This window comes from Microbacter margulisiae, from assembly GCF_014192515.1.
Lineage (GTDB): Bacteria > Bacteroidota > Bacteroidia > Bacteroidales > Paludibacteraceae > Microbacter > Microbacter margulisiae.
This window is the reverse complement of the sequence record NZ_JACHYB010000002.1, coordinates 242344-265296: the sequence shown is the minus strand read 5'-3', so window position 1 is coordinate 265296 and position 22953 is coordinate 242344. Positions and strand designations below refer to the sequence as shown.

General features: G+C 36.6%; 11 protein-coding genes. 10 read left to right on the top strand and 1 reads right to left on the bottom strand.

The features are described from left to right. Nucleotides 1–477: 477 nt before the first annotated feature. The 10 genes from FHX64_RS10290 to FHX64_RS10245 all read left to right on the top strand — a co-directional run bounded on the left by FHX64_RS10290 (nt 478) and on the right by FHX64_RS10245 (nt 21932). Nucleotides 478–972 (top strand): hypothetical protein, encoded by a 495-nt coding sequence (locus FHX64_RS10290; RefSeq protein ID WP_183413771.1) that lies wholly within the window; start codon nt 478–480, stop codon nt 970–972. A gap of 204 nt (nt 973–1176) precedes the next feature. After that, on the top strand, nt 1177–1401 hold the full coding sequence (locus FHX64_RS10285) for a hypothetical protein (RefSeq protein ID WP_183413770.1): 225 nt from the start codon (nt 1177–1179) through the stop codon (nt 1399–1401). A gap of 1226 nt (nt 1402–2627) precedes the next feature. Then, nucleotides 2628–5927, top strand: a complete 3300-nt coding sequence (locus FHX64_RS10280) for a SusC/RagA family TonB-linked outer membrane protein (protein ID WP_183413769.1) — start codon at nt 2628–2630, stop codon at nt 5925–5927. A gap of 19 nt (nt 5928–5946) precedes the next feature. Further along, nucleotides 5947–7995, top strand: coding sequence for a RagB/SusD family nutrient uptake outer membrane protein (locus FHX64_RS10275; protein WP_183413768.1), 2049 nt, complete (start codon nt 5947–5949; stop codon nt 7993–7995). A gap of 199 nt (nt 7996–8194) precedes the next feature. Next, nucleotides 8195–9628: a glycoside hydrolase family 28 protein gene (locus tag FHX64_RS10270; RefSeq protein WP_183413767.1), complete on the top strand. Its 1434-nt coding sequence runs from the start codon at nt 8195–8197 to the stop codon at nt 9626–9628. Nucleotides 9629–9855: 227 nt separating this feature from the next. Further along, complete coding sequence (locus FHX64_RS10265; protein ID WP_183413766.1) at nt 9856–10779, top strand: alpha/beta hydrolase; 924 nt, start codon at nt 9856–9858, stop codon at nt 10777–10779. Nucleotides 10780–10996: 217 nt separating this feature from the next. Then, nucleotides 10997–13663 (top strand): TonB-dependent receptor plug domain-containing protein, encoded by a 2667-nt coding sequence (locus FHX64_RS10260; RefSeq protein ID WP_183413765.1) that lies wholly within the window; start codon nt 10997–10999, stop codon nt 13661–13663. Nucleotides 13664–15096: 1433 nt separating this feature from the next. Then, nucleotides 15097–18330 carry a SusC/RagA family TonB-linked outer membrane protein gene (locus tag FHX64_RS10255; protein WP_183413764.1) on the top strand — a complete coding sequence of 1078 codons (3234 nt, stop codon included), beginning with the start codon at nt 15097–15099 and terminating at the stop codon, nt 18328–18330. A 12-nt stretch (nt 18331–18342) separates the two neighbouring features. Continuing rightward, nucleotides 18343–20199: a RagB/SusD family nutrient uptake outer membrane protein gene (locus FHX64_RS10250; protein ID WP_183413763.1), complete on the top strand. Its 1857-nt coding sequence runs from the start codon at nt 18343–18345 to the stop codon at nt 20197–20199. An 86-nt stretch (nt 20200–20285) separates the two neighbouring features. Beyond that, entirely contained in the window at nt 20286–21932 is a 1647-nt protein-coding gene (locus tag FHX64_RS10245) for a DUF5123 domain-containing protein (protein WP_183413762.1), read from the top strand. A gap of 143 nt (nt 21933–22075) precedes the next feature. Here FHX64_RS10245 and FHX64_RS10240 read toward each other — a convergent pair whose 3' ends face one another. Continuing rightward, nucleotides 22076–22906, bottom strand: a complete 831-nt coding sequence (locus tag FHX64_RS10240) for an IS5 family transposase (protein WP_183411862.1) — start codon at nt 22904–22906, stop codon at nt 22076–22078. Nucleotides 22907–22953: the final 47 nt, after the last annotated feature.

Below are 22953 nucleotides of genomic sequence, written 5' to 3'. Positions count from 1 at the left end.
TAATCATTAATCTACTTACTATTATGTATCAAGTATATAAACGTTTTACTATATATTGCGTTGAGCTTTTTGATGTTGAGTTCAATGATAGCGATTTATTCACAGAAAAAAGGGATTGAATCCTGTGAAATTTTGAACATCCTTACTCAGAATCAAATAACCATTGGAAGACCAGTTACATTACAACAAAAGGCATCAAAAAGACTTACAAGACATGAAGATTGATGGCATTCACTGTGCTACTATCTTTAATGTATACTGGATATTGGTAAGGTAGCTTATCCGGTTGATACATTCAGAATCTATGGGTGATATGAAATGTTTAAGTATGCCTTACAGAAAGCTAAAAAATTAGATATGACTATCGGAGGGTGCTAATTGTGCTGACCGGAGTGAAAGTGGTGCTCCGTGGATTAAGCCCTAAAATTCTATGAAACTGTTTGTTTGAAACAAAACATAATTAAAGAACAATTGAGAATGAGATATTGGTTATATATTCTGATTTTTACATTAATGGCTACTGTTTCTTTTGTTTATGCACAAACGAATGTAACTGCAACTGTGGATACGGTCAATCGAACAACTAGTATGTCGAATGGAATCTTATCCATAACGATTAATAATAAAGGACAGGTCAATGCTTTGATATATAAAGGGAAGGATTTGGTGAATGCATCCAAAGGGGGACGTTTTTATCTTAGCTATAATGATCAAAATGGTTATCATGAACTCAGCCCGGATAAAGTTCATATACAAAAGCAAACCGATAATTATGCGGAAGTAGTTTATACCAAATCAAATGGAAATCTTATTCTTTCGCAGGGTTTCATTATGCTAAAGAATGTGAGCGGTCTGTATGGATATGTCATCGTAAAAGGCACTGTAACACCTGTTAATTTACAAGAAATGAGGATTGTTTATCGGGTTGATCCTAATAGTTTTGACTATAGTTATGTTACAAATCGCAGGTAGGGCTATCTACCTTCTGTAGCTGTAATGCAAGCAGTGAATAGTAGTCCCGTTATGAATACTACATACAAATTACTGGATGGAAGCATTTATACGAAGTATAATTGGGCTAATTATATTGTGCGTGATAGTGTTCATGGTCTTATGACAGATTCCGTGGGAATCTGAGCTATTCCAGCTAGTGGTGAATATATGAATGGCGGCCAGATGAAGCAAGAATTGACCGTTCATACTACTAATACGACTCCTCTTGTTTTACAAATGTTACAGAGACAATACTTTGAGTCATCAGCTCAAACCTATGAATCAGGTGATGAAAAAATATACGGTCCATTTTTTATTTATGTAAATTCAGGTTCAAGTTATGATGCCATGATTACTGATGCCAAAAAGCAGGTATCAATCCAGAAAGCACAATGGCCATTCCAATAGTTTCAAAATAGTTTATACCCACTAAGCAGAACGACAGTAAGTGGAAGTATCCAGCTTCCTTATGTTTTGTCTCCCAAAGGTATTCAGGTTGTCCTTGCTCAACTCGGTTCTGACATTTATAGTCAGGAAAAAGGATACATGTTTTGGCGTTTGACGGATCAAAATGGTAATTTCGAGATTTAAAACGTTCGTCAGGGAAATTATACGTTGTATGCTTATGCTACTCAGGGAGAAATTACGGATGAGTTTTCAAAAACTGATGTTTCGGTTTAAGATTCGGAAACCAACGTGGGCGGTCTTTCAAGAACCTTCTAAAAATATGGACAACAGCTTTGGATGATTAGAGAAAACGGCCGGGTTACTACTGTTTTGCGATATAGTGATACGTTGCGCGTTTATGGGTTGTGGGAGTTGCCTCCAGTCAACTTGATTTATGTTAGAGATGAGTTCTCCTGATAAAGATTGGTGGTATGCTTAACATAAAAATGGAACGTGGATAATTACTTTAATAATAAAAAGAGGACTTAATAGGTAAATGTTATTTTAGTAGCTTTGATTGACTGAAGAGCCCAATAATCCAACTGTCAATGTTTACGTGCACGGATTTGAAGTGGGGGAACATAGTTATTCGACAACGATGCAAGTATTTATGGAAGTGCAGTTTTAAACGGCGACATACTGTCGAAACGGTTACTTTCCTGCAATCAATACTTGTTCAGGGTCAAAACACAACATACAGCTAACTATGTTTACCAGGAAAAATGATTCTGATGAGTGAGAATAAATAATACAGAATTGATTAGATCGAAGTCCTTTCGGATTAATGACTAATGGTCGAATTTTTTAATTTCATATTTTGTTTATTTTATATTTTCATTGTTCTTGTGTTTGTGGTTGTGTAGATAATCTTCTCTTTATTAATGATTATGACGATATTTTGTCCTGCCATCTCCTCTTTGTAGATTGCTTGTTGTGAATATTTAACTTTTCTGTGTTGAAAAATTATCTTGAAAGTCTTGTTTAATACTAATGTATGTCTAACTTTGCAGCCATTGTCGTGCTCGAACACGGGTGTTGTGATGCATTTTGAAATTCTTGAGCGTAAGAATTTTTTCACAGAATTTAGATTGATATATAACGATTGTACTATTGAGAAATGTTAGCGGTGATTAGTTATTAACCTTTTATTTTTTGTTATTATGAGAAAAAAGTATCAGAGTTCGTTTATGCGAATCTTAGTGTTGATGGGTTTTTGTATGTGGGCAGGAATGCTATGGAGTCAAACACGCTCCATCCATGGAATCGTAAAAGATGAACATGGCACTACGGTTATCGGCGCGAGTGTTGTTGTGAAAGGAACTACGATTGGAACTGCTACTGATGTAAATGGTATGTTTTCTTTAAATGTACCTGTTTCAGCTAAAACATTGACAGTTTCGTTTATTGGGATGATAACCAAGGAGGTTCCAATCTCTGGTGATCATTTGGTTGTTGTATTGCAAGAAAATTCAGTGGCTTTGAATGAAGTGGTGGCCATTGGATATGGGACTGTCAGTAAAAAAGATTTAACCGGTTCGGTTGCTGCTGTTACTGGGAAATCTATTGCGTCTATTCCTGTTTCAAATTTAGCACAGGCTATGCAGGGAAAATTACCGGGAGTAAATATTATTTCTCAGGATGGGCGACCTGATGCTTCGGTTTCTATTCTTGTGCGTGGAGGGACTTCTATCTCGCAAAGTAATCAGCCTTTAGTTTTGATTGATGGAGTGCCTGGTTCTTTAAGTGATATTCCGACTGACCAGGTAAAGAGCATTTTTGTGCTGAAAGATGCTTCGTCTACAGCAATTTATGGGGCACGTGGTGCTAATGGTGTAATTCTTGTTACAACCAAACAAGCCGAAACAGGAAAAGCAACTGTTTCATATGATGGTTATGTGGAATTTAATACGCCGACAAAGTATTTGGCTACTTTAAATCCTTACGATTACTTGAAATATGTCTGGGCTAACGCTGCAGCTAACGGAACTGCTTATGAAACTCCATTTGAGCAGTTGTTCGGGTTAGGCTCATATACCACTAATAATTCGGGAGGAATTGAGAGCTACCGGAATATGGCAACAGATGATATTCAACGAAAAGTGTATAACAGTTCGGTTTCCATGAACCATGATATAACCATTTCCGGTGGAACTGATAAAACAAAAATACTGTTTTTTACCAATTATGTTGACAATGAGGGAATGAAGGTAAATTCCTACGATAAACATGCTACTGTATCTCTCAAAATTAATCAAAAACTATTTGATAATGTCAACGTGAGTTTAGATACACGATATACGAATAGTACGGTAGTTGATGATGAGGGAACAACAAGTGGAGAAGGTTCTACACTATCTTCGGCTTATCGTTTCCGACCTATTGCGACTTCTCATATTTTAGGTGATTTGAATGCTTTAACGGTGGGAAATGTTGAACAGTATGGAAAAAATAGTTTATGGGATACCTACAGCCCATTGGCCCGTGCGCTGGATGAAGATCCTCGTTCACTTCAACAAGGAATTGTAAGTACACTTTCTATGGACTGGAATATTATCAAAGGATTGACCTACCACTCGGATTTCACAATGAATAGTGGATGGAATCAAACGAAAGACTGGACAGGCGCTATCTATAATAATTATATTGATGATGCAACGGGGGAGAAATTATACGCAGGTGCTGTTGATTATCAAAAATCAGACAGTTGGGGTTCCCGCTGGTCAAATACACTGAACTATAAATTTAATGTTGCCAAGATTCATAAATTTGATCTTTTATTGGGTTACGAGCTTACCAATTCAGGCGGAACCGGCATGAGAATAACTGCAAACCATTTCCCTGCAAACTTTAGTGAAGCGAATGCTTTTGCTATGATTAACCAGTATGATCAGACGGCTGGAACGAGTTCTTTTTCATCATCAGTAAGTGTTCCTGAACGTATCATCTCTTACTTTGGAAGAGCAAATTATAATTTACTGGATCGCTATTTGTTGACTGTGACATTACGGGCTGACGGTTCCTCAAAATTTTCACCGATTCATCGTTGGGGCTATTTTCCTGCGGCTGCTTTTGCCTGGATCATGTCCGAAGAGTCTTTTATGAAAAATATTAACTGGTTGGATAATCTAAAACTCCGGCTTTCATACGGATCAGTAGGTAATGATGATATTAATTCCAATTTATGGTCTCAGTTATGGGCATCTGAAACAGACAGAAGATGGCAGTATGCTCTTAACCAGCAGTATCAAGAGTCTTATACCTACGCTAACTCAGCTATGGCAAACGAAAACTTGAAATGGGAGACCACTATTACGCGTGATTTTGGGGTTGACTTTGATATTCTTAAAAGTATATTATCAGGTACTGTTGATATTTATTGGAATACGACCAAAGATTTATTGATGCAGACAACTATTCCCGGTATTACCGGATTTACTTCAACGTATGCCAATATCGGTCAAACCAGTAATAAAGGGATCGAAATTTCATTGTCGAGTACAATTTTCAAAAATAAAGATTGGGACATAACTGCAAGCGGTAATATTAATTTTAATAGGAATAATGTAGACAAACTGGCTTCTAATGTAACAGGACTTTATGGAACGAATTGGGCTAGCAGCGCTACTGAACCTGTTGATGATTATATGTTAAAAGTAGGAAGTCCCGTAGGATTGGTCAGAGGATATGTGTATGACGGGTTTTATACTACCAACGATTTTACCTACGCTAATGGCGTTTATACGTTAAAACCAGGCATTCCTGATTTGAATAGCACTTTAATTAGTGTTGTGCATGGAATTCCCTCTAGTGCGCGTCCAAGTGGTCAGATTGCATACCCAGGTCTTCCTAAATTTAAAGATTTGAATCATGATGGAAAAATTGACGAAACTGATTGTACCGTTATCGGTAATATGAATCCAATTCATACAGGAGGTTTCAATATTAATGTAACGTACAAGAATATTGATTTTGGAACATATTTCAACTGGAGTTATGGCAATCAGATTTATAATGTAAATAAATTAGCAAGTTTATATGGTCCAAAAGAAGCAGGTGTTTATGAGAATAAGCTTTCTATCTTGAATAATTCATATAAGATTTATGATGTTGAGAATGGTCAATTGGTAAGTCTTACTACACCGGCTCAATTGGATGCTGCAAATGCGAATGCTAGCTTGCCATTGGCTTATGAAGAAACCGGTGTAACATCAACATTAGGAATAGAAAACGGTTCTTATCTTCGCTTAAATACATTAACAATAGGGTATTCATTCCCTAAGGCTATGATGAAAAAGGCAGGGATGGATCATCTCCGTATTTATGGTAGCATTTATAACCTACTCACCATAACAGGTTATTCGGGACTTGATCCTGAAGTAAATGCCAATATAGCTCAAAATCATAATGTTTATCCAACTCCTGGGCTGGATTGGGGTACTTATCCTCGTGCACGCTCCTTTGTTGTCGGCATGAATCTTAGTTTTTAACCATTAAAGCGAAATAATCATGAAAAAATTGATAAGTTATATTGTTGTCATTGTAGCGTGCGCTTCTTTTACACAATGCACAAGTAGTTATTTGAATACGTCATCTCCCTCCAATACAGATGATAATTTTGTAACTTCAACCCCTTCGGAAACTTTTAAAGCATTGTCTTGGTGCTATGCTAATTATCGACAAAATTGTATAATGGGAATTTATCGGTGGAATGATCCTATCGGATCCGATGCAGAAACATACCCGGAAGCCAATTCCTCGAATAATGTTAACGCTACATTGCATCCTGAAAATATGACAATTGATGCTGTAAGCGGTGGATTTAATAATCTGTATGTTACATTGGCCAGTGCAACTAAAATAGCTAATATTATCGCAGGGAAAGCGGCTTATCAAGCTGACGTTGCGGCTGGGACAACCAGCGATTGGACCCAGTTGTATGGAGAAGCAATAACCATGAGAGCCTTTTGTTATTTCAATTTGACAAAGCATTTTGGTGATGTTCCGTACGGTTATGAAAATACCTATGTAACTAACTATACCTTGACTTCCCGTTTTGCCATTTACGATAGTTTGATTAACTCTCTTGAAAAGGTAGAACCTCTTATGTACAAAATAGGAGATAATGGCATGACAGCCGAGCGCATGACGCGGACATTTTGCGATGCATTAATTGGTGAGATTGCATTTTACGCAGGCGGGTATCAGACTATCCGTACTGATGTGTCGGGTTTATATGGAAATGTGCAGTTTACAAAAAAGGGAAATATAGCTAATGGCTGTGAGTATGCACGGCGTTCTGATTATCTCAATTATTACAAGATTGCAGCAAAATACTTACAAGCAGCCATAACCAATGAAGGTACCTGTCATTTAATTACTTCGGATACCAGGTCTTATACAAACAATCCGTTCCAACTGAATTTTCAATATTTTGAAAATTTACAGATAAGTCCCGAATCCTTATTTCAATTGGGAAATATACAAGGAGGACAGAGCGGTCAAACAACCAATAGTGAATATCCTTATGCTTTTGGTCGCCCTTCAAATGGAGGGAGTAAAAATGCTGCACCATGTAAAACCTTTGGCGCTTTGCGTATTATTCCAACTGTTTATTATGGTGATTTTCAAAAAGGAGATAAACGGAGAGATGTCAGCGTGGCTGTAACAGGCAGTACCGGCGATGGCAATGAAGCAATGCTTTCTTTTGTGCCCGGGAATAAACTGAGCGGAGGAATCGCTATCAATAAGTGGGACGAAAATCGTTTTAATCCTCCATATACCACTGCACAAAGAGAATCGGGCATGGATTGGCCTGTGTTGAGAATGGCGGATGTCATGCTGATGTTGGCGGAAGTTGATGCACAACTGGGAGGAGAAGATCAGGCGGCGATGGATCTGGTGAATCAAATCCGCGAAAGAGCTTTTGGAGATTCCAATCATAATATAAGTGGACTAACCGGTCAGGCTCTGGAAGATACTATTTTAGAAGAACGTAAACTGGAGCTTTTAGGCGAAGGGACGCGTCGTTGGGATATGATACTTTCGGGAGAATTTTCAGAAAGAGCTATTGATGTTCAGAACGCAATGAAGAGCATGATTGCAGGCCTACAGGCTAATGGATATTATCGATTCCCCAATGGCAATATAATCTCTGATTATATTTGGGTAAAAAAGGTATATTTAAGTAATCCATTAACGTACGATTGTACAGATACAACAAATGCAGCTCTTTACCCTGGATGGAGAGGACAATATAATTATAGCTCAATAGCAGGACTTAAGATCGGCGGCACGAACCATAACCTGGCAATTCAGGGACTGTTCAGTTACATTGACCCCAATGGTCCGGTAGCAGCTTCTCTTGTGACTGCTGGATATACTAAAACCAATTGGGGAATAGATATTGTCAACAATGCCTCAATTTACTATAGTAATATTTTGTCAGGGATAACGTCGGTCGATGATCCTCCAAGATACTACTGGCCTATACCATCCGAAACCATTAGTCAATCAAATGGTAAAATAACAAACGGTTATGGATTACCCAGTAATTAATTATATGGCAAAATAATTAATAGTTATGGATTGCTACCGCAATAACATGAATATTTTATAAGCTGTTTATTGTTAGTACAATATCCTTGCCTCACAGATTTGTGTAGTTTTTAACCTATTTACAACATTCATTCCTATTAGTATGGGAATGAATGTTGTTTGTTGATAATGATCATTATATCCCTTAATTGTTTTTCATATGAAACGTTTCCCTTTTTTTGTTATTTCCGTTGGATTGTTGATCCTTTCCCTTTCAAGTGCCAGCGCATCTCCTTGGGATGATATGACACAGTTGGCCAACAGCATTAAACACACGTCCTTCCCTAATAAGACATTTAATATTGTAAAGTTTGGTGCACGGGAGAATAATCCCAGTATTAAAAACACAAAAGCAATAAATGCTGCAATTGTTGCTTGCAACAAAAAAGGAGGAGGTATTGTTTTGATTCCTAAGGGAATTTTTCAGACAGGCCCTATTACGTTATTGAGCAATGTTAATTTGCATTTAGAGAAAGGTGCCGTCTTGCTCTTTTCAACAAATCCTGAAGAGTATTTGCCAACGGTAATTACCCGCTGGGAAGGATCAGATTGCATGAATTATCATCCGCTGATTTATGCGTACAAAGCCAATAATATTGCCATTACCGGTCAAGGTGAAATAAATGGACAAGCTTCCTTTGCTAATTGGTGGGCTTGGAATGCCAAGTGTAGTGTGGGGTATAAGAAGGGAACTTCTGACGGACATTTGATAGGGAGGGCAAGACTGCTTAAATTGAATGAAGATAATGTGCCAATAACTCAACGGCAAATGGGGTCAGGTAATTATTTGCGCCCTCAATTGATCAATTTAATATTGTGTAATGCCGTTTTAATTGATAGCGTAAAATTGCGGAATTCGCCATTCTGGGTTATTCATCCATTACTTTCGAATGATATTATTGTCAGCAATGTTAATATTGAAAGTTTAGGCCCAAACGGTGATGGTTGCGATCCCGAATCCTGTAAGAATGTATTAATTCAAAATTGTTCATTTAATGAAGGAGATGATTGTATTGCCATTAAATCAGGACGGAATAACGACGGTCGCCATTGGAATATTCCCAGTGAGAATATCATTGTGCGCGATTGTCAAATGAAGGCCGGGCATGGCGGTATTTCTGTCGGTAGTGAAATTTCCGGAGGTTTTAAAAATCTTTATGTTGACCATTGCGAGATGAGTAGTCCGGATTTAGGAACTATCATTCGTCTCAAATCCAATACATGTCGGGGTGGATTAATTGAAAATGTATTTGTGCGCGATGTTAAAGTGGGACAATGCAAGGAAGACGTGCTAAAAATAAATTTGCGATACGATCCGGCTGAACCATCTCCAAGAGGTTTTATTCCAATGGTTCGCAATGTTAATCTGAAAAATGTTTCCTGCAAACGAAGTGATTATGGTGTAAGCATTGACGGCCTGGACGATGCATCCCGGGTTTCTTCCATTCATTTACAAAATTGTGATTTTACAGGTGTTAAATTCAATGGGAATGATATTCAAGGGGCAAATGACGTTACCTTGAATAATATCCGAATTAATAACATCATTATCACAAATGAACAAATAAGTACCGATTACGATCCTCATCCATAGTATAAAGAGCAGACACAGGATTCAATGGACAATTGACAGTTGACAATAAAAATAAGGAAGTTAAAGAAGTTACGGGAAGTTCAGAAGATAAAGAAGAATTATTGAACCGAAGAATCGGCCATTCGGTTAATCCAAAATTCCCATAACAGATTGACTTTCGACCTTCGACTTTAAACTAATTATCTCATCAATATATCAATCTTTTAGGCATTTAAATCTATTTCCCGATGAAAATTATTTTTTATTTACTATTGATTATGAGTAGTTTGGCATTTCCAGCCATGGGACAAACAAAGTTTGAGTTACCGGTTTGGCCAAATGGGCCGGCGGAGAGTAATGGCATTACAGCAAAAGAATTTATCCAGAATCATCATAGTGTATTTAATATATCGAAAGCTGTTATTACGGTGCAGCTTCCGGAGGCAGACAAAGCCAATGGGGCTGCCGTGTTGATTTGTCCGGGAGGAGGTTATATTGAAGAAGCTATTTATCACGAAGGCTATGAATTTGCCGATTGGCTGAATGAACATGGTATTGCCGGGATTGTATTAAAATACCGGTTACCCAACGGCCATTGTACCATACCATTGTCTGATGCCAAGGAAGCCATGCGTATTATCCGGGCGCATGCTACCGAATGGCATATCGACCCGAACAGAGTGGCAGTAGCCGGTTTCTCGGCAGGAGGACATCTGGCTTCGACGTTAGGGACACACTTTGATTTGGGAGATTCAACAGCGACGAATCCGTTAATGCGCTATTCAACGCGTCCTGATTTAATGCTGTTGTTTTATCCGGTCATCACGATGAAATTGGGAGAAACGCACCTGGGTTCCCGTGAAAACCTTTTAGGCAAGCATCCTACAGAGCAATTGGTAGAAAAATATTCAAACGAGTTGCATGTAACAAAGAATACCCCGCCGGCAGTATTGATGCTGAGCGATGATGATCATACCGTTCCGCAAAGCAACAGTATTCATTTTTATGAAGCGCTGCATGCCAATCATGTTCCGGCTTCCCTTTATATTTTTCCGTCAGGAGGGCATGGATGGGGGATGAACATTACGATCTCCTTTTGGAAAGATTGGAGAGCATTATTGCTGAATTGGCTGGAGGAAAGGCATTTTATTCCTGGCAATACTCAAAAGTAAAAACTGAGCAGTAATGAGTTTTGAAGTATTCAACGAATAAAAATTATCAATGATTGGTTCTGTTAAGACAGTTGATTGGAAATATTGATATTATCTTTTTGAATAACAAAATCGTCTGAATTCCATTGAATTAAATTCTGTAAAAGATGAAGTTGAAATAACTTCATTAAAGACAAATAAGAAGACTCTGCATCTCAAACGTTACACTCTTATTTTTATGAGAAATTTTCTTCTAATCATTGGCCTCCTTTTCGGGTCATCTCCTCTATTTTCACAAACGATAAATAATGAATCTTTTATAGATAATGTTATTCATCAGTTTCAACGTTTAGATCAATTGCCTGTTGAAAAGCTCTATCTTCAGACAGACAAGCCTTATTATAATGCTGGTGAAAATATTTGGTATTCTGCTTATCTGGTAAATGGAATGAATTTGCATCCGGATGCCTTCAGCAAATTTGTTTATGTAGAATTAATCAATAAAAGCGATTCTGTCTGTTACAGACAAAAATTAAAACAAGATTCTCTCGGGTTTTATGGTAATATGCTATTACCGGCAAGTTTATCTGCAGGGGAATATATCTTACGCGCCTATACTTGGTGGATGCAAAATGCAGGTCCTGCATATTTTTTTCAAAGAAAAATCAAGATAGGAAACTCTATTGATAACGAAATAACCTCAACCATTCGTTATGAAAATGACAACGGGATGTTATTAGCTAATATTAGTTTTACAACTAATCCATCCATATCATTGCATAATCTCAAAGTAGATTATGAACTGTATGAAGGCAACAAGAGGGTACGATCTAAATCTCTTCCTATAGATGAAACCAATCATTTGCAATTTGGTTTTGAAGAAGACACCTCCAGTAATGTGCCATACCATATTGTCATTAATTTTGAAAACCCAAAATATTCTTATTCTCATGTTTTTTTTGTACCTCAGAAACAGACAACATTTAGCTTGCAGTTTTTTCCTGAAGGGGGGAACTGGCTGAATAATGGATATAGAACTTTAGCTTTTAAGGCAATTGGACAAAATGGGCTTTCAGTAAATGTGTCAGGAACTATCTATAACGATATGGGTGATAGTATTACCTCTTTTGATACAATGCATAAAGGGATGGGGATTACTACCTTTTATGTATCAGATTCTAGTTCCGTTCATTATTATGCACTTGCCACTATTAATGGCACACATACATCAAAACGATTTAATTTACCTCCTGTATTGCATCATGGTGTAGGACTATCTATGTCTTTATTTCATCAGCAATGGCGATATCAGATCATCTCTACCGACCCAAGATTTATTCCTCAACATTTGTATTTATTGGCACAAAACAGCGGAAAGCTTTTATTTATTCAGCCGGTTGATTCTCTTCATTTAGAAGGAGAGATCTCTACGGAAACATTACCCAACGGAATTATCCATTTTGTATTATTAAATGCACAGGGGCAAGCCTTAAGCCAACGTTTGGTTTTTGTGAATAACCCCATTCGTGATACTCTATCTGTTACAACTGATAAACCGTATTATTATCCAAGACAAAAAGTTCAATTGGCTTTTTTGAACCACATTGTCAATTCATTAGCCAAAGCTCATATTTCAGTTGCAGTTACCGATAATCGCACGGTGAAACTTGATTCTTTAGCTAACAATATTTATACAGATTTGTTGCTTACATCCGATCTGAAAGGATATGTGGAAGATCCTGGGTATTATTTCGTATCTAATTCGCGCCAAAGAACACGAGCTTTAGACATGCTTATGTTGACACAAGGATGGACGCGATTCAACATTCCTGACATTTTGGATGAAAAATTTTCGGCAACTCCTTATTATATGGAGGAAGGACAAAGTTTAAGCGGTAGCGTAACAAATATAATTGGGAAACCTGCCAAAGATGCCCAAATTATTGCTTTGGAAATAGGGAAAAAACTCGTGATTACTGCCAATGCTGATCAAACGGGTCACTTTATTCTCAACAATCTATCTTTCCCTGATAGTTCACTATTTCTGGTTCAGGCTCGTACTAAGCATGGTTATGCTACAGTTGATATTCATATCGATAAAGAGAATTTTCCCTCTGTAGAATTTTCACATCCATTCGGGAGTCCTCATATTCTCCCGGATAATTATTTGCAACAAACAGATCAGCAATATTATATGAATGGAGGTGAAAAAATTTATCACCTGAAAGAGATTACCGTTACTGCATCTATGCATCAATCATTAGATGACAATGAAATATACGCAGGATTAGGAAATCCTATACAAGGAAAAGATCTTGAAAAATATTTTTCTTCCGGACAGACAGTACTTGATGTCTTGCAAACACTTCCAGGCATACGAATAACAGGAGATGTCATACAGTACCGAGGCAGCAAAGGTAATCCATTACTTGTCGTTGATGATATTGAATATCAGAATATGGGAGACGACGAATTAGACATGTTACGATCATTAAATATTGCCCAGGTTGCGTATATCAATTTTTTACATGGCACTGATGCTTCAATCTACGGAGGACTTGGAGGGAATGGTGTTATTATCGTAAAATTAAAATCAGGAGGCGATCTGTTTGCATCCACACCCGCAAATCCAGGTCTGGCTATTGTACGATATTTAGGGTATAAACGACCTGCTCAGTTTTATTCTCCTGTGTACAAAACAGAAGCAGAAAAGACTAGTGCAGTACCAGATCTTCGTACCACCATTTATTGGAATCCGGCCATCGTATTGCCTGCTTCAAAACCAATAAAATGTAGTTTTTATACTGCAGACAAACCGGGAATTTATACAGCTACCATTGAAGGTATTACTGATAAGGGTGTTCCTTTGCATGTGCAGATGCCGATTATTGTAAAAGCGCGCTAATTTTAATCAACCTCAAAATAACAAATAACTATCAATTCCTTTTTTTCAAAGAAATCATCCCTAATATCGCAGTCAATTGATTTGACGGAGAAATGTCTATGACATTTTCTTCAAAAAGCTGCGGACAAACCGGAAACTTCAGACATACCACAATTGGTAACAAAATGGGATGCTCTCTGAAAAACAAGGAAACAATACTTACACAAATTCGTCCTTTGAAATAATATCTACTACAATGATTATAGAAGCTGGCGGAGTAAAAATAAGTCTGCTTACTAAGTAAATTAATTTTTGAAATCGGCAGATATATTTTCAATGTTCCTTCATCTTTTTTGGGAAAAAAAACATTTCCATGACGTGGTCAGGATAAAAATTACCTATTGAGATACAGCCCGATGATTAAATTTTGACTTGAAGTTGTGATGTTACAACACACAATAAAACTGCATTGACTTCTATCATAAATCATGTCTCCATTTATTGAATTTGGAGCGCTTGAACAATGTACTTGATATATTATGTTCTGGTTAGTTATAAAATTCTAAAAGATTGACTAATCAAATTATTGTGTGTGTTTGATATTTAGATAAATAGGACGTTTACTGAGCTATGTCGGATAGAATACATCAAGAAAATCCTTAATGTATAATATAGGTTGTCTTTCTTTGATTGATCGAAAGGATGAAAAATTTGTTGTTGAAACTTTTGTCACTTCTTATATGTTTCATTTTTGTTTTCTGATTTATCGAACGAAGTAAATCCTAGATCTAATAGAATATGAATATTTTATTTAAAAGTCATATAATCAGGTTGTAATGTATATCCGTGTAGGTATATTATTATGTAAAACATATATATAATAAAATATATATAAAGATAAAAAAATACAATAAAAACTCGAAATGGTTCCTTTGAGGTTAAAAAATAATATTGTTATTTGTCTTGTTATTGTATTTGTGTATTATGTAATGCAAGTTTAAATAACAGTTAAACAATGATATACGTATATTTATGCTGTATGATATATAATTCTGTCTTTTTGTTTAATTCTTATACTGTGTACGAACACGAATATATTTTAGAAAATTCATATTATCTTTGAAGAGTAATTTTGGTAGAAAAGTTGTTTCTATCCGAGTGATATTTATTGTCTAACTTCTAATACATGGTATGAAAACATAATGTAATTCTTCTCTTAGTTTGTGCCATTTTTTTATGTGGCATAGTGAATCCAAAAAAAATTAGTCTGTTTTTGTTGTTTTTGGAAGTTTATTGCTGAACTTCTAGTCTATGTTGTTGTTTAAATACTTTTAAACTTGAAAATGAAAATCTAATGAAAGCATTATGGAATGAACCTGTAGATTGTTTATATTCAATGATATAATCATGTTATTAGGTAAGTCCCATACGACCATTAAAAAAGTAATTATTGTATGAAAAAAAAGAGAACGTTTATTTTTTTGTTAGCCTTACTGTCTTTTACTTGTACGGTTATGGCTCAACAGCGTATGATTACCGGAACGGTAAAAGATGCTTCAGGTGAGCCCGTTATCGGAGCGACTGTTGTAGTTAAAAATCTTCCTTCTATTGGAACGGCAACGGATGTGAACGGAAGGTTTACATTGAAAGTACCACAAAATGCGAAATTAGTAGCAATATCATTTATTGGAATGGAATCGCAAGTGGTTCCAATTACAGGGAAACCGATAGATGTTGTATTAAAAGACAATGCAGTATCATTAAAAGAAGTTGTTGCGATTGGTTACGGAACTGTACAGAAACGTGATTTGACAGGGGCTGTAGCCACAGTATCTAGCAAAACATTACAAGAAATTCCTGTTACTTCTGCTGCTCAGGCTATTACTGGTCGGTTAGCTGGAGTGCAAGTGACTACTACCGAGGGATCCCCTGATGCTCAAGTTATGATTAGAGTTCGTGGTGGCGGATCAATTACACAGGATAACTCTCCGCTTTATATTGTAGATGGATTTCCTGTCAATAGTATTTCTGATATTTCTCCTTCTGATATTCAATCAATTGATGTTTTAAAAGATGCTTCATCTACAGCAATTTATGGTTCACGTGGAGCGAATGGAGTAATTATTATTACTACTAAAAGTGGTATAGCAGGCAAAGTGTCTGTTAGTATTAATGCTTATGCTGGGGTTAACAACTTGGCAAAGAAACTAAAAATGATGAGCCCTTATGAATATACTATGTGGCAATATGAGTTAGATCAATCAAGCACATTTACAGGGTATTATGGCGCATACGATGATTTAGATATTTATAAATCAAAAGCTCCGATTGATTGGGAAGATCAGGTATTTGGGCGTACTGGCGTTCAACAATATTATAATGTTGATATTAACGGAGGATCCAAGACTGATAAATATAATCTGGGAATTACACGTTCTGGAGAAAAAGGCATCATGATAGGATCGGATTATGGGCGGACTAACGTTGATTTTAAATTCAATACAAAAATCAATGATCATCTAAATGTCGATTTTAATACACGCTATGCAAGAACTGTTATTGATGGGGCTGGAACATCTTCAGGTTCAGGATCAAATACATTTTTGCGTAATGCAATGAAATATGCTCCAGTTCATAGTTTGATCTCTCAAAGTAGCTATGTCAATGACCAATTGGCGGTTGATCCTACTCAATTGAGTTTGTTATTTAATCCTGTGGATCTTGCTAATGATACATATCAGCGTCAAACGAATCAAGTATTAAATTTAAATGGTGCATTAAATTGGAACATTGTAAAACCGCTTACTTTTAGGAGTGAGTTTGGTTATGAATTTGATAATAACCGTAAGGATAATGTCTGGGGCCCTTCGACTCCTTTATCTAAGAATAACGGTGGCCTACCAATAGGAGAAATTACTACCTTAGGAGGCGTTACTTGGAGAATCGCAAATACGCTGACATTCAATCAAAATAATATATTCCCGGGGCAGAATCTTAATGTATTGTTAGGGCAAGAGGCTTCTTCATATTCATATCGTCAGGTAGTAAATGAATCGATGCAATTTCCTTCAGGTATGGACGCTGCATCCATTTTAGCTATGATGAATTTAGGAACAGCTCAACCAACTATTACTACCGAGAGTCAACCTTATAATATGTCTTCGTTTTTTGGTCGTGCCAACTATTCTATCAATGATAAATATTTAGCCTCATTAACTTTTAGAGCTGATGGAACTTCAAAATTTGCTCCAGGTCATCAATGGGGCTATTTCCCTTCTGCAGCGGTTGCTTGGCGATTATCAGAAGAGAATTTTCTGAAAGGAAAAATAAGTTGGTTAGATAATCTAAAGCTACGTTTAAGTATGGGTACGGCAGGAAATAGTCGAATTTCAGATGGTTTGTGGCAATTAACTTATGGTACTACTGATAGCAAAGGTTATTATATTAATGAAAATCTAACAAGTGTGTTGGTGCCTGGAACTACCCTTTCGAATCCTAATCTGAAATGGGAAACAACATTAACCCGGAATGTGGGATGGGATATTGGAGTGTTGAATTCTCGCTTAAACGCTACTATTGATGCATATTGGAATACTACATTCAATTTATTGTTACAACAACCGATTCCTGCGAATACTGGTTATACGACTCAGATGCAAAATTTTGGCCGTACGTCTAATCGTGGATTGGAAGTAACGCTGGATGCTCATATTATTGAAACACCTAAATTTTCGCTAAACGCTACCTTTAATATTGCATTTAATAAAAACCGTGTAGATGAATTCCGATACGGTGATGCAACGTACAAAACCTATTCGTCAGGTTGGAATGGTACTTCTCAACCATTAGATGATTATATTATCCAACAAGGACAACCCGTAGGACAAATGTATGGTTATGTTTATGACGGTATGTATACGTTTAATGATTTCCATTTTGACAGTTCGAAGCAAAAATGGATTCTTAATGGAGATGCTACAGGAGCTACAACTGCTGCTATTGCTGGGCTTTTCGGTTATGGCAACTATTTTGGACCGGGTAGTATGAAAGTGAAAGATATTAATAAAGATGGGACGATTGATGCAAATGACAAAACCGTCATTGGTGATGCAAACCCTATTCATACCGGTGGATTTACCTTAAATGCCCGTTACATAAATTTTGATCTGTCTGCATTCTTCAACTGGTCGTATGGAAACAAAATTTATAACGCTAATAAGATTGATTATACATCTGATTTGTTATCACGCAAATATCAGAATTTGTTGGATATTATGAGTTTGGCCAATGGTCGGTTTACTACTATTGATCCAACAACCGGACAAAATATTTTCTATGGACAATATGCAAACCCAGCCCGTTTGCAACAAATCAATCAAAAAGCAACCATGTGGACTCCATTTATGACAATTCCTCCACTGACTTCATTTGATGTTGAAGACGGCTCTTTTTTACGTTTAAGTACACTAACACTGGGTTATTCTTTACCTAAGAAACTGACAAGTAAGCTAATGATGACTTCATTCCGTATTTACATTACGGCTTACAATGTATTTTGTTTGACAAAATATTCAGGATTTGATCCTGAAGTAAGCACCCGAAATAGTCCGCCTGTTACACCGGGTGTTGATTATTCTGCTTATCCTAAAAGCCGTTCATTTATTGGCGGAGTTAACATCAACTTTTAAAGATAGTTTTCTATGAAAAAAATAATAATTTCCCTTTTGGGGATTGCATTGATTGCCTTGACTGGTTGTACCAATTTTTTGACAACGGAATCATTGTCAACATATACGCCGGATGTTGTATTTTCAACTCCTACTTATACAAAAGATGCTGTGATGGGTATTTATGATTTGCTATGTACTGATTATACATATTCATCCCGTCTGCCATTAAGCTATTCTACTAATTCAGATATTGAATTTGTTGGCGCTGATGAAGGCTCTTACAATCAGAATAATAATCGTGGTACGTCTAATTATTTTGCGTCTCCGGACAATTCCGATATTACTAAAGTTTGGCAAACATTATACCAGATCATTGAGCGTTCAAATCAATGTATTGCAAATATTCCCAGCAGTCCTGCAACAAAAGATCCTTCTACGAAAGCTCAGATGATGGGATATTATGGTGAGGCATTGACATTGAGAGCAATTGCATATTTTGAATTAGTTCGTACATTTGGGGATGTGCCTTTTACTACAAAACCGGCATCTCCTGATGGTTCAAATTTTTTGCTGCCTGCTACTGATCGAGATACTATTTACGATCATATTATTGCAGATTTACAAGAAGCTGAACAATATGTACCATGGGTAGGAACAGGAGAATATACTAGTGCCGAGCGTATTACCAAAGGTTTTATTAAAGGGATGGTGGCACGTATTTGTTTGTTTAGAGGGGGATATTCTCTGCGAAACAAACCAGGTTATCCCATGGAAAGAGGAAGCAATTGGCAAAAATATTATCAGATTGCAGATGACGAATGTAAATCTATTATTGAAAATGGTACGCATCAGTTAAATCCTTCTTATATTAATATTTGGAAAAACCTAAATCAGCTGGTAGTTGACAATACTTATCATGAGACAATGTTTGAGGTTGCTCTTGGCTTGGAACATACAGGAGAAATGGGTTATTCTATAGGCGTACGTTTCTATACAAACCCTGAATATGGATATGGAAACAATGCGAATGTAGTGAATACCAGCGCATACTATTTTTATATGTTTGATCCCAAAGATTTACGCAGAGATGTTACGGTTGCATTGGCTACATTTAGTAATAGTAGTGGGGCGACTCAAGAATTCTTACAAACTAACCCTATTTCCTATAATATTGCCAAATGGGATCAACGTTGGATGAGTTCTGCATTCTTGGCTGGAAATCTAAATGCCCAAGGGAAAGTAGGATATGGTATTAACTGGGTGATGATGCGCTATTCAGATATTTTATTGATGTATGCTGAAGTGGAAAATGAATTGAATAATGGGCCTACTCCGGCGGCTATTGATGCCTTGAAACAAGTCAGAAGAAGAGCTTTTAATTCTGTTGATTGGCCTCAAGAAGTAGATGCCTACGTGGATAAGTTGACAGATCATGACTCTTTCTTTAATGCTATTGTAAAAGAACGGGCTCTTGAATTTGGAGGTGAAGCTATTCGCAAATGGGACTTGATTAGATGGAATTTATTATCCACTAAAATTCAGGAGCAACGTGATGCAATTGCTGCAATGTTTAGCCGTACTGCTCCATATGACACGCTGCCCCAAACTATTTTTTATAAATATTTACCTGATAACCAAACGATAGACAGATCAAGTATGAATTTTTATCAAGATTTAGGGTCAACCCCGCCTGATCCATCCTATTCTTCAGCAGCTTGGCTCTCTGGATTGTCAGCTTCTAATCAGGCTCTTTATTTGTTGAGAATTAATTTGTTTAGCAGTGGGCTTAACTCAGAAGCAGGAGTACAGAATCGCTATCTGTATCCCATTCCAACAACGGTTATTAGTAGTTCAAATGGATTATTGAAAAATAGTTATGGTTACTAAAGCGCAAATGAGGGAAGGCAACTAAGTTGTGTGCCTTTCCCAATTTGCGAATATTCTTATTATCTAATTGCAAATTCTTATATCGCATGAAGACTTTTCAGAAATTTACAAAAATAGGTTTTTGGTTTATGATGGGTTTTATTGCCCTTCAATTCCAAGCTTGTAATAATACTAGTTCGATTATTGATGAAGCATTTAATAGACTGTTTCATCCTACGACTTTTACTGTTACCAATATTCAATCCACTTCATTTGTTTTACAATGGAATCAGATGCCTGGGGTAGATCATTATGTAATTGAACTTAGTCAGGATAGTTTATTATTTAATCCAGTCGATTCAACTTTCACTGTGAGCGGAACAGCTACTTCTGCTAATTCGTATACATCTGGAACAACCGTGATGTTTACTGATACAATAACTAATTTACACGCAGGGATTCGTTATTCTGTACGTTTACAAGGTATTAGTGCTACCACTGGAGTGGGAAATTCTCATTATGTCTCAGCTACGTTTGTCACACCTACTGAACAACTTTTAGAACAGGTAGGGTCAGGGGATAAAACCAATACAACTGCAATCATTCGTTGGCCGACAGGTACAACTGCGACGCAGCTTGTTTATTATCCTCAAGCAGATCCTCAGAATATACAAACAATTAATTTAACTAGTACTCAACTTGCAGCTGGAACAGTAAAATTAACAGGATTAACAGGCAATACTGTATATGTAGTGCAGTTGATGAATGGTATTTATATTAGAGGTAATATCACATTTGCCACTTATCCAGATGTGCCTTCCGCACAACGTGTTATTTTCTTGCAAGCAACAGACTCTATTCATAATGTCTTGGATACATGTACTGCCCAAACTATTACTTTAGTGCTTCCTGCAGGTTCATCCTATGCAGAACCATCTACATTAAATATTCCAAATAATGCATCAGTAACTTTTTATGGAATGCCTGGCGCTACCTTACCACAACTATTACTAGTTAAAGTCCAATTGCCAAGTGTTGCAGGTACAATTCAGTTTCAAAATCTTGAATTGATGGGGTATAATAGTGATGGAGGATCAAATTATGTGATTAATCAAGGTACCGCAACAAATACAGATGCAATAATTTTTGAAAATTGCTGGATCCACCACTTCCGTTCGCCATCTCGTATTCAAAGTTCAAATTCTATTTTGGTTAGTCAGTTGAAATATGATAATTGTATCACATATGATAATGGATATGGAGGCTATCAGTTGGTGACAACCAGTAATGCGTCGGCAGGTAAATTTGATAATATTATTATTACTAATACAACTGTAATTGGGATAGATGGTACAGATGTCGGTTTGATTTTATGTAATTTAGTGCCTCCCACTTCAATTGATGTGGAAAATTGTACATTCTATGACATGGTGAAAGCCAGTAAATATTTTATTGATTTGAATACTAATTCTACCGATGGAACGATTAAGAATTGTATTTTTGGAAAATCGAATTCGCAGTTGACTACGAGTGGAGCAAAAGGTATTCGTACAGGTTCTTCAGGTTCTATGTTGATTATGAATTCTTACGCTACCAGCGATTGGATTACAACGGCTAATAACATTACAGATTTAATCCAATATAGTGGTACTTCTACGGATTTATTTAAAGATCCAACAAATAATAATTTTACAATTATCGATCAAAATTTCACTGGAGCCAATACCGCAGGGGATCCGCGTTGGAGGCCATAATATATAATTGAATTTTGATACAAAATAAGAAGAGAATCCAATTGTTAGTTACTCGGTTTCTCTTCTTATTTATTTAGTAAAAAACCTTTATATTTGTTGTGAGTTAGAAAATAATTCATCTGTTATTATTTTACTTATTGAAGTCATCTTGACTTTTTCTGTTTAGTAATTTTCTTAAGTAGTATCACGATAAAAGCGATAAGGTTAAAGCTTTGCCAACTGGAGCAAGTAACATCAAATCTGTTCAATAGAGATCTGAAACTATCCATCCATGCATTGGTTCTTTCTATGCAATAGCGTTGCTGATAGAGCAATTCATCGAAGAATATATCATCCGTATGTGCTGCGTTACGCCAGTTAATAGCGATGTTGGGTATTATTTCATGGGAAGAACAGAATTCTCTGAACTCCGCAGAGTCAAAACCTGCATCGGCATTAAGAAAAAGACCATCAACTCTTATATCGGAGTTATTCAGCGAATCAATAATGTCGGTAAAACGTTCTTTAATTTGATGTAAATCATTGTGATTCCCTTCTATCGGGTCTGATATGGCCAATGGGATACCTTGTCTGTCTGTAAGATAAAGAGCATTGGTAGTCTTCCTTTTCTTCCGACCCTGATAAGCAACCTGTTCTCCTCCACGTAATGCGGGGGTATGGCTGCCATCCAAATCAACACTGGACATGTCCAATGAGGCTCTGTATTTATTCAATAAACCAAACCAGATTTGTTGTAACACTCCTGATTTACACCATGTACGAAAATAACCGAAAACAGTCTTATAATGCAATACGACATTAGAAAATAAACTTTTAACGGGCAACATATGCCATTGACAACCTGTTTTTAATTTGTACAATATGCAGTTAACAATCTCGGCGATATCACACTTTGTCCTGAACCCTCTCTTGGGTACAGGGATGAATGGCACTATTTCTTTATTTATTGTATCTTTGTCGAGTACTAAGTACATGGGGAAGAGTGGTGTTTTATAGTTTTGCTTTTCATAAAACGGCTCTT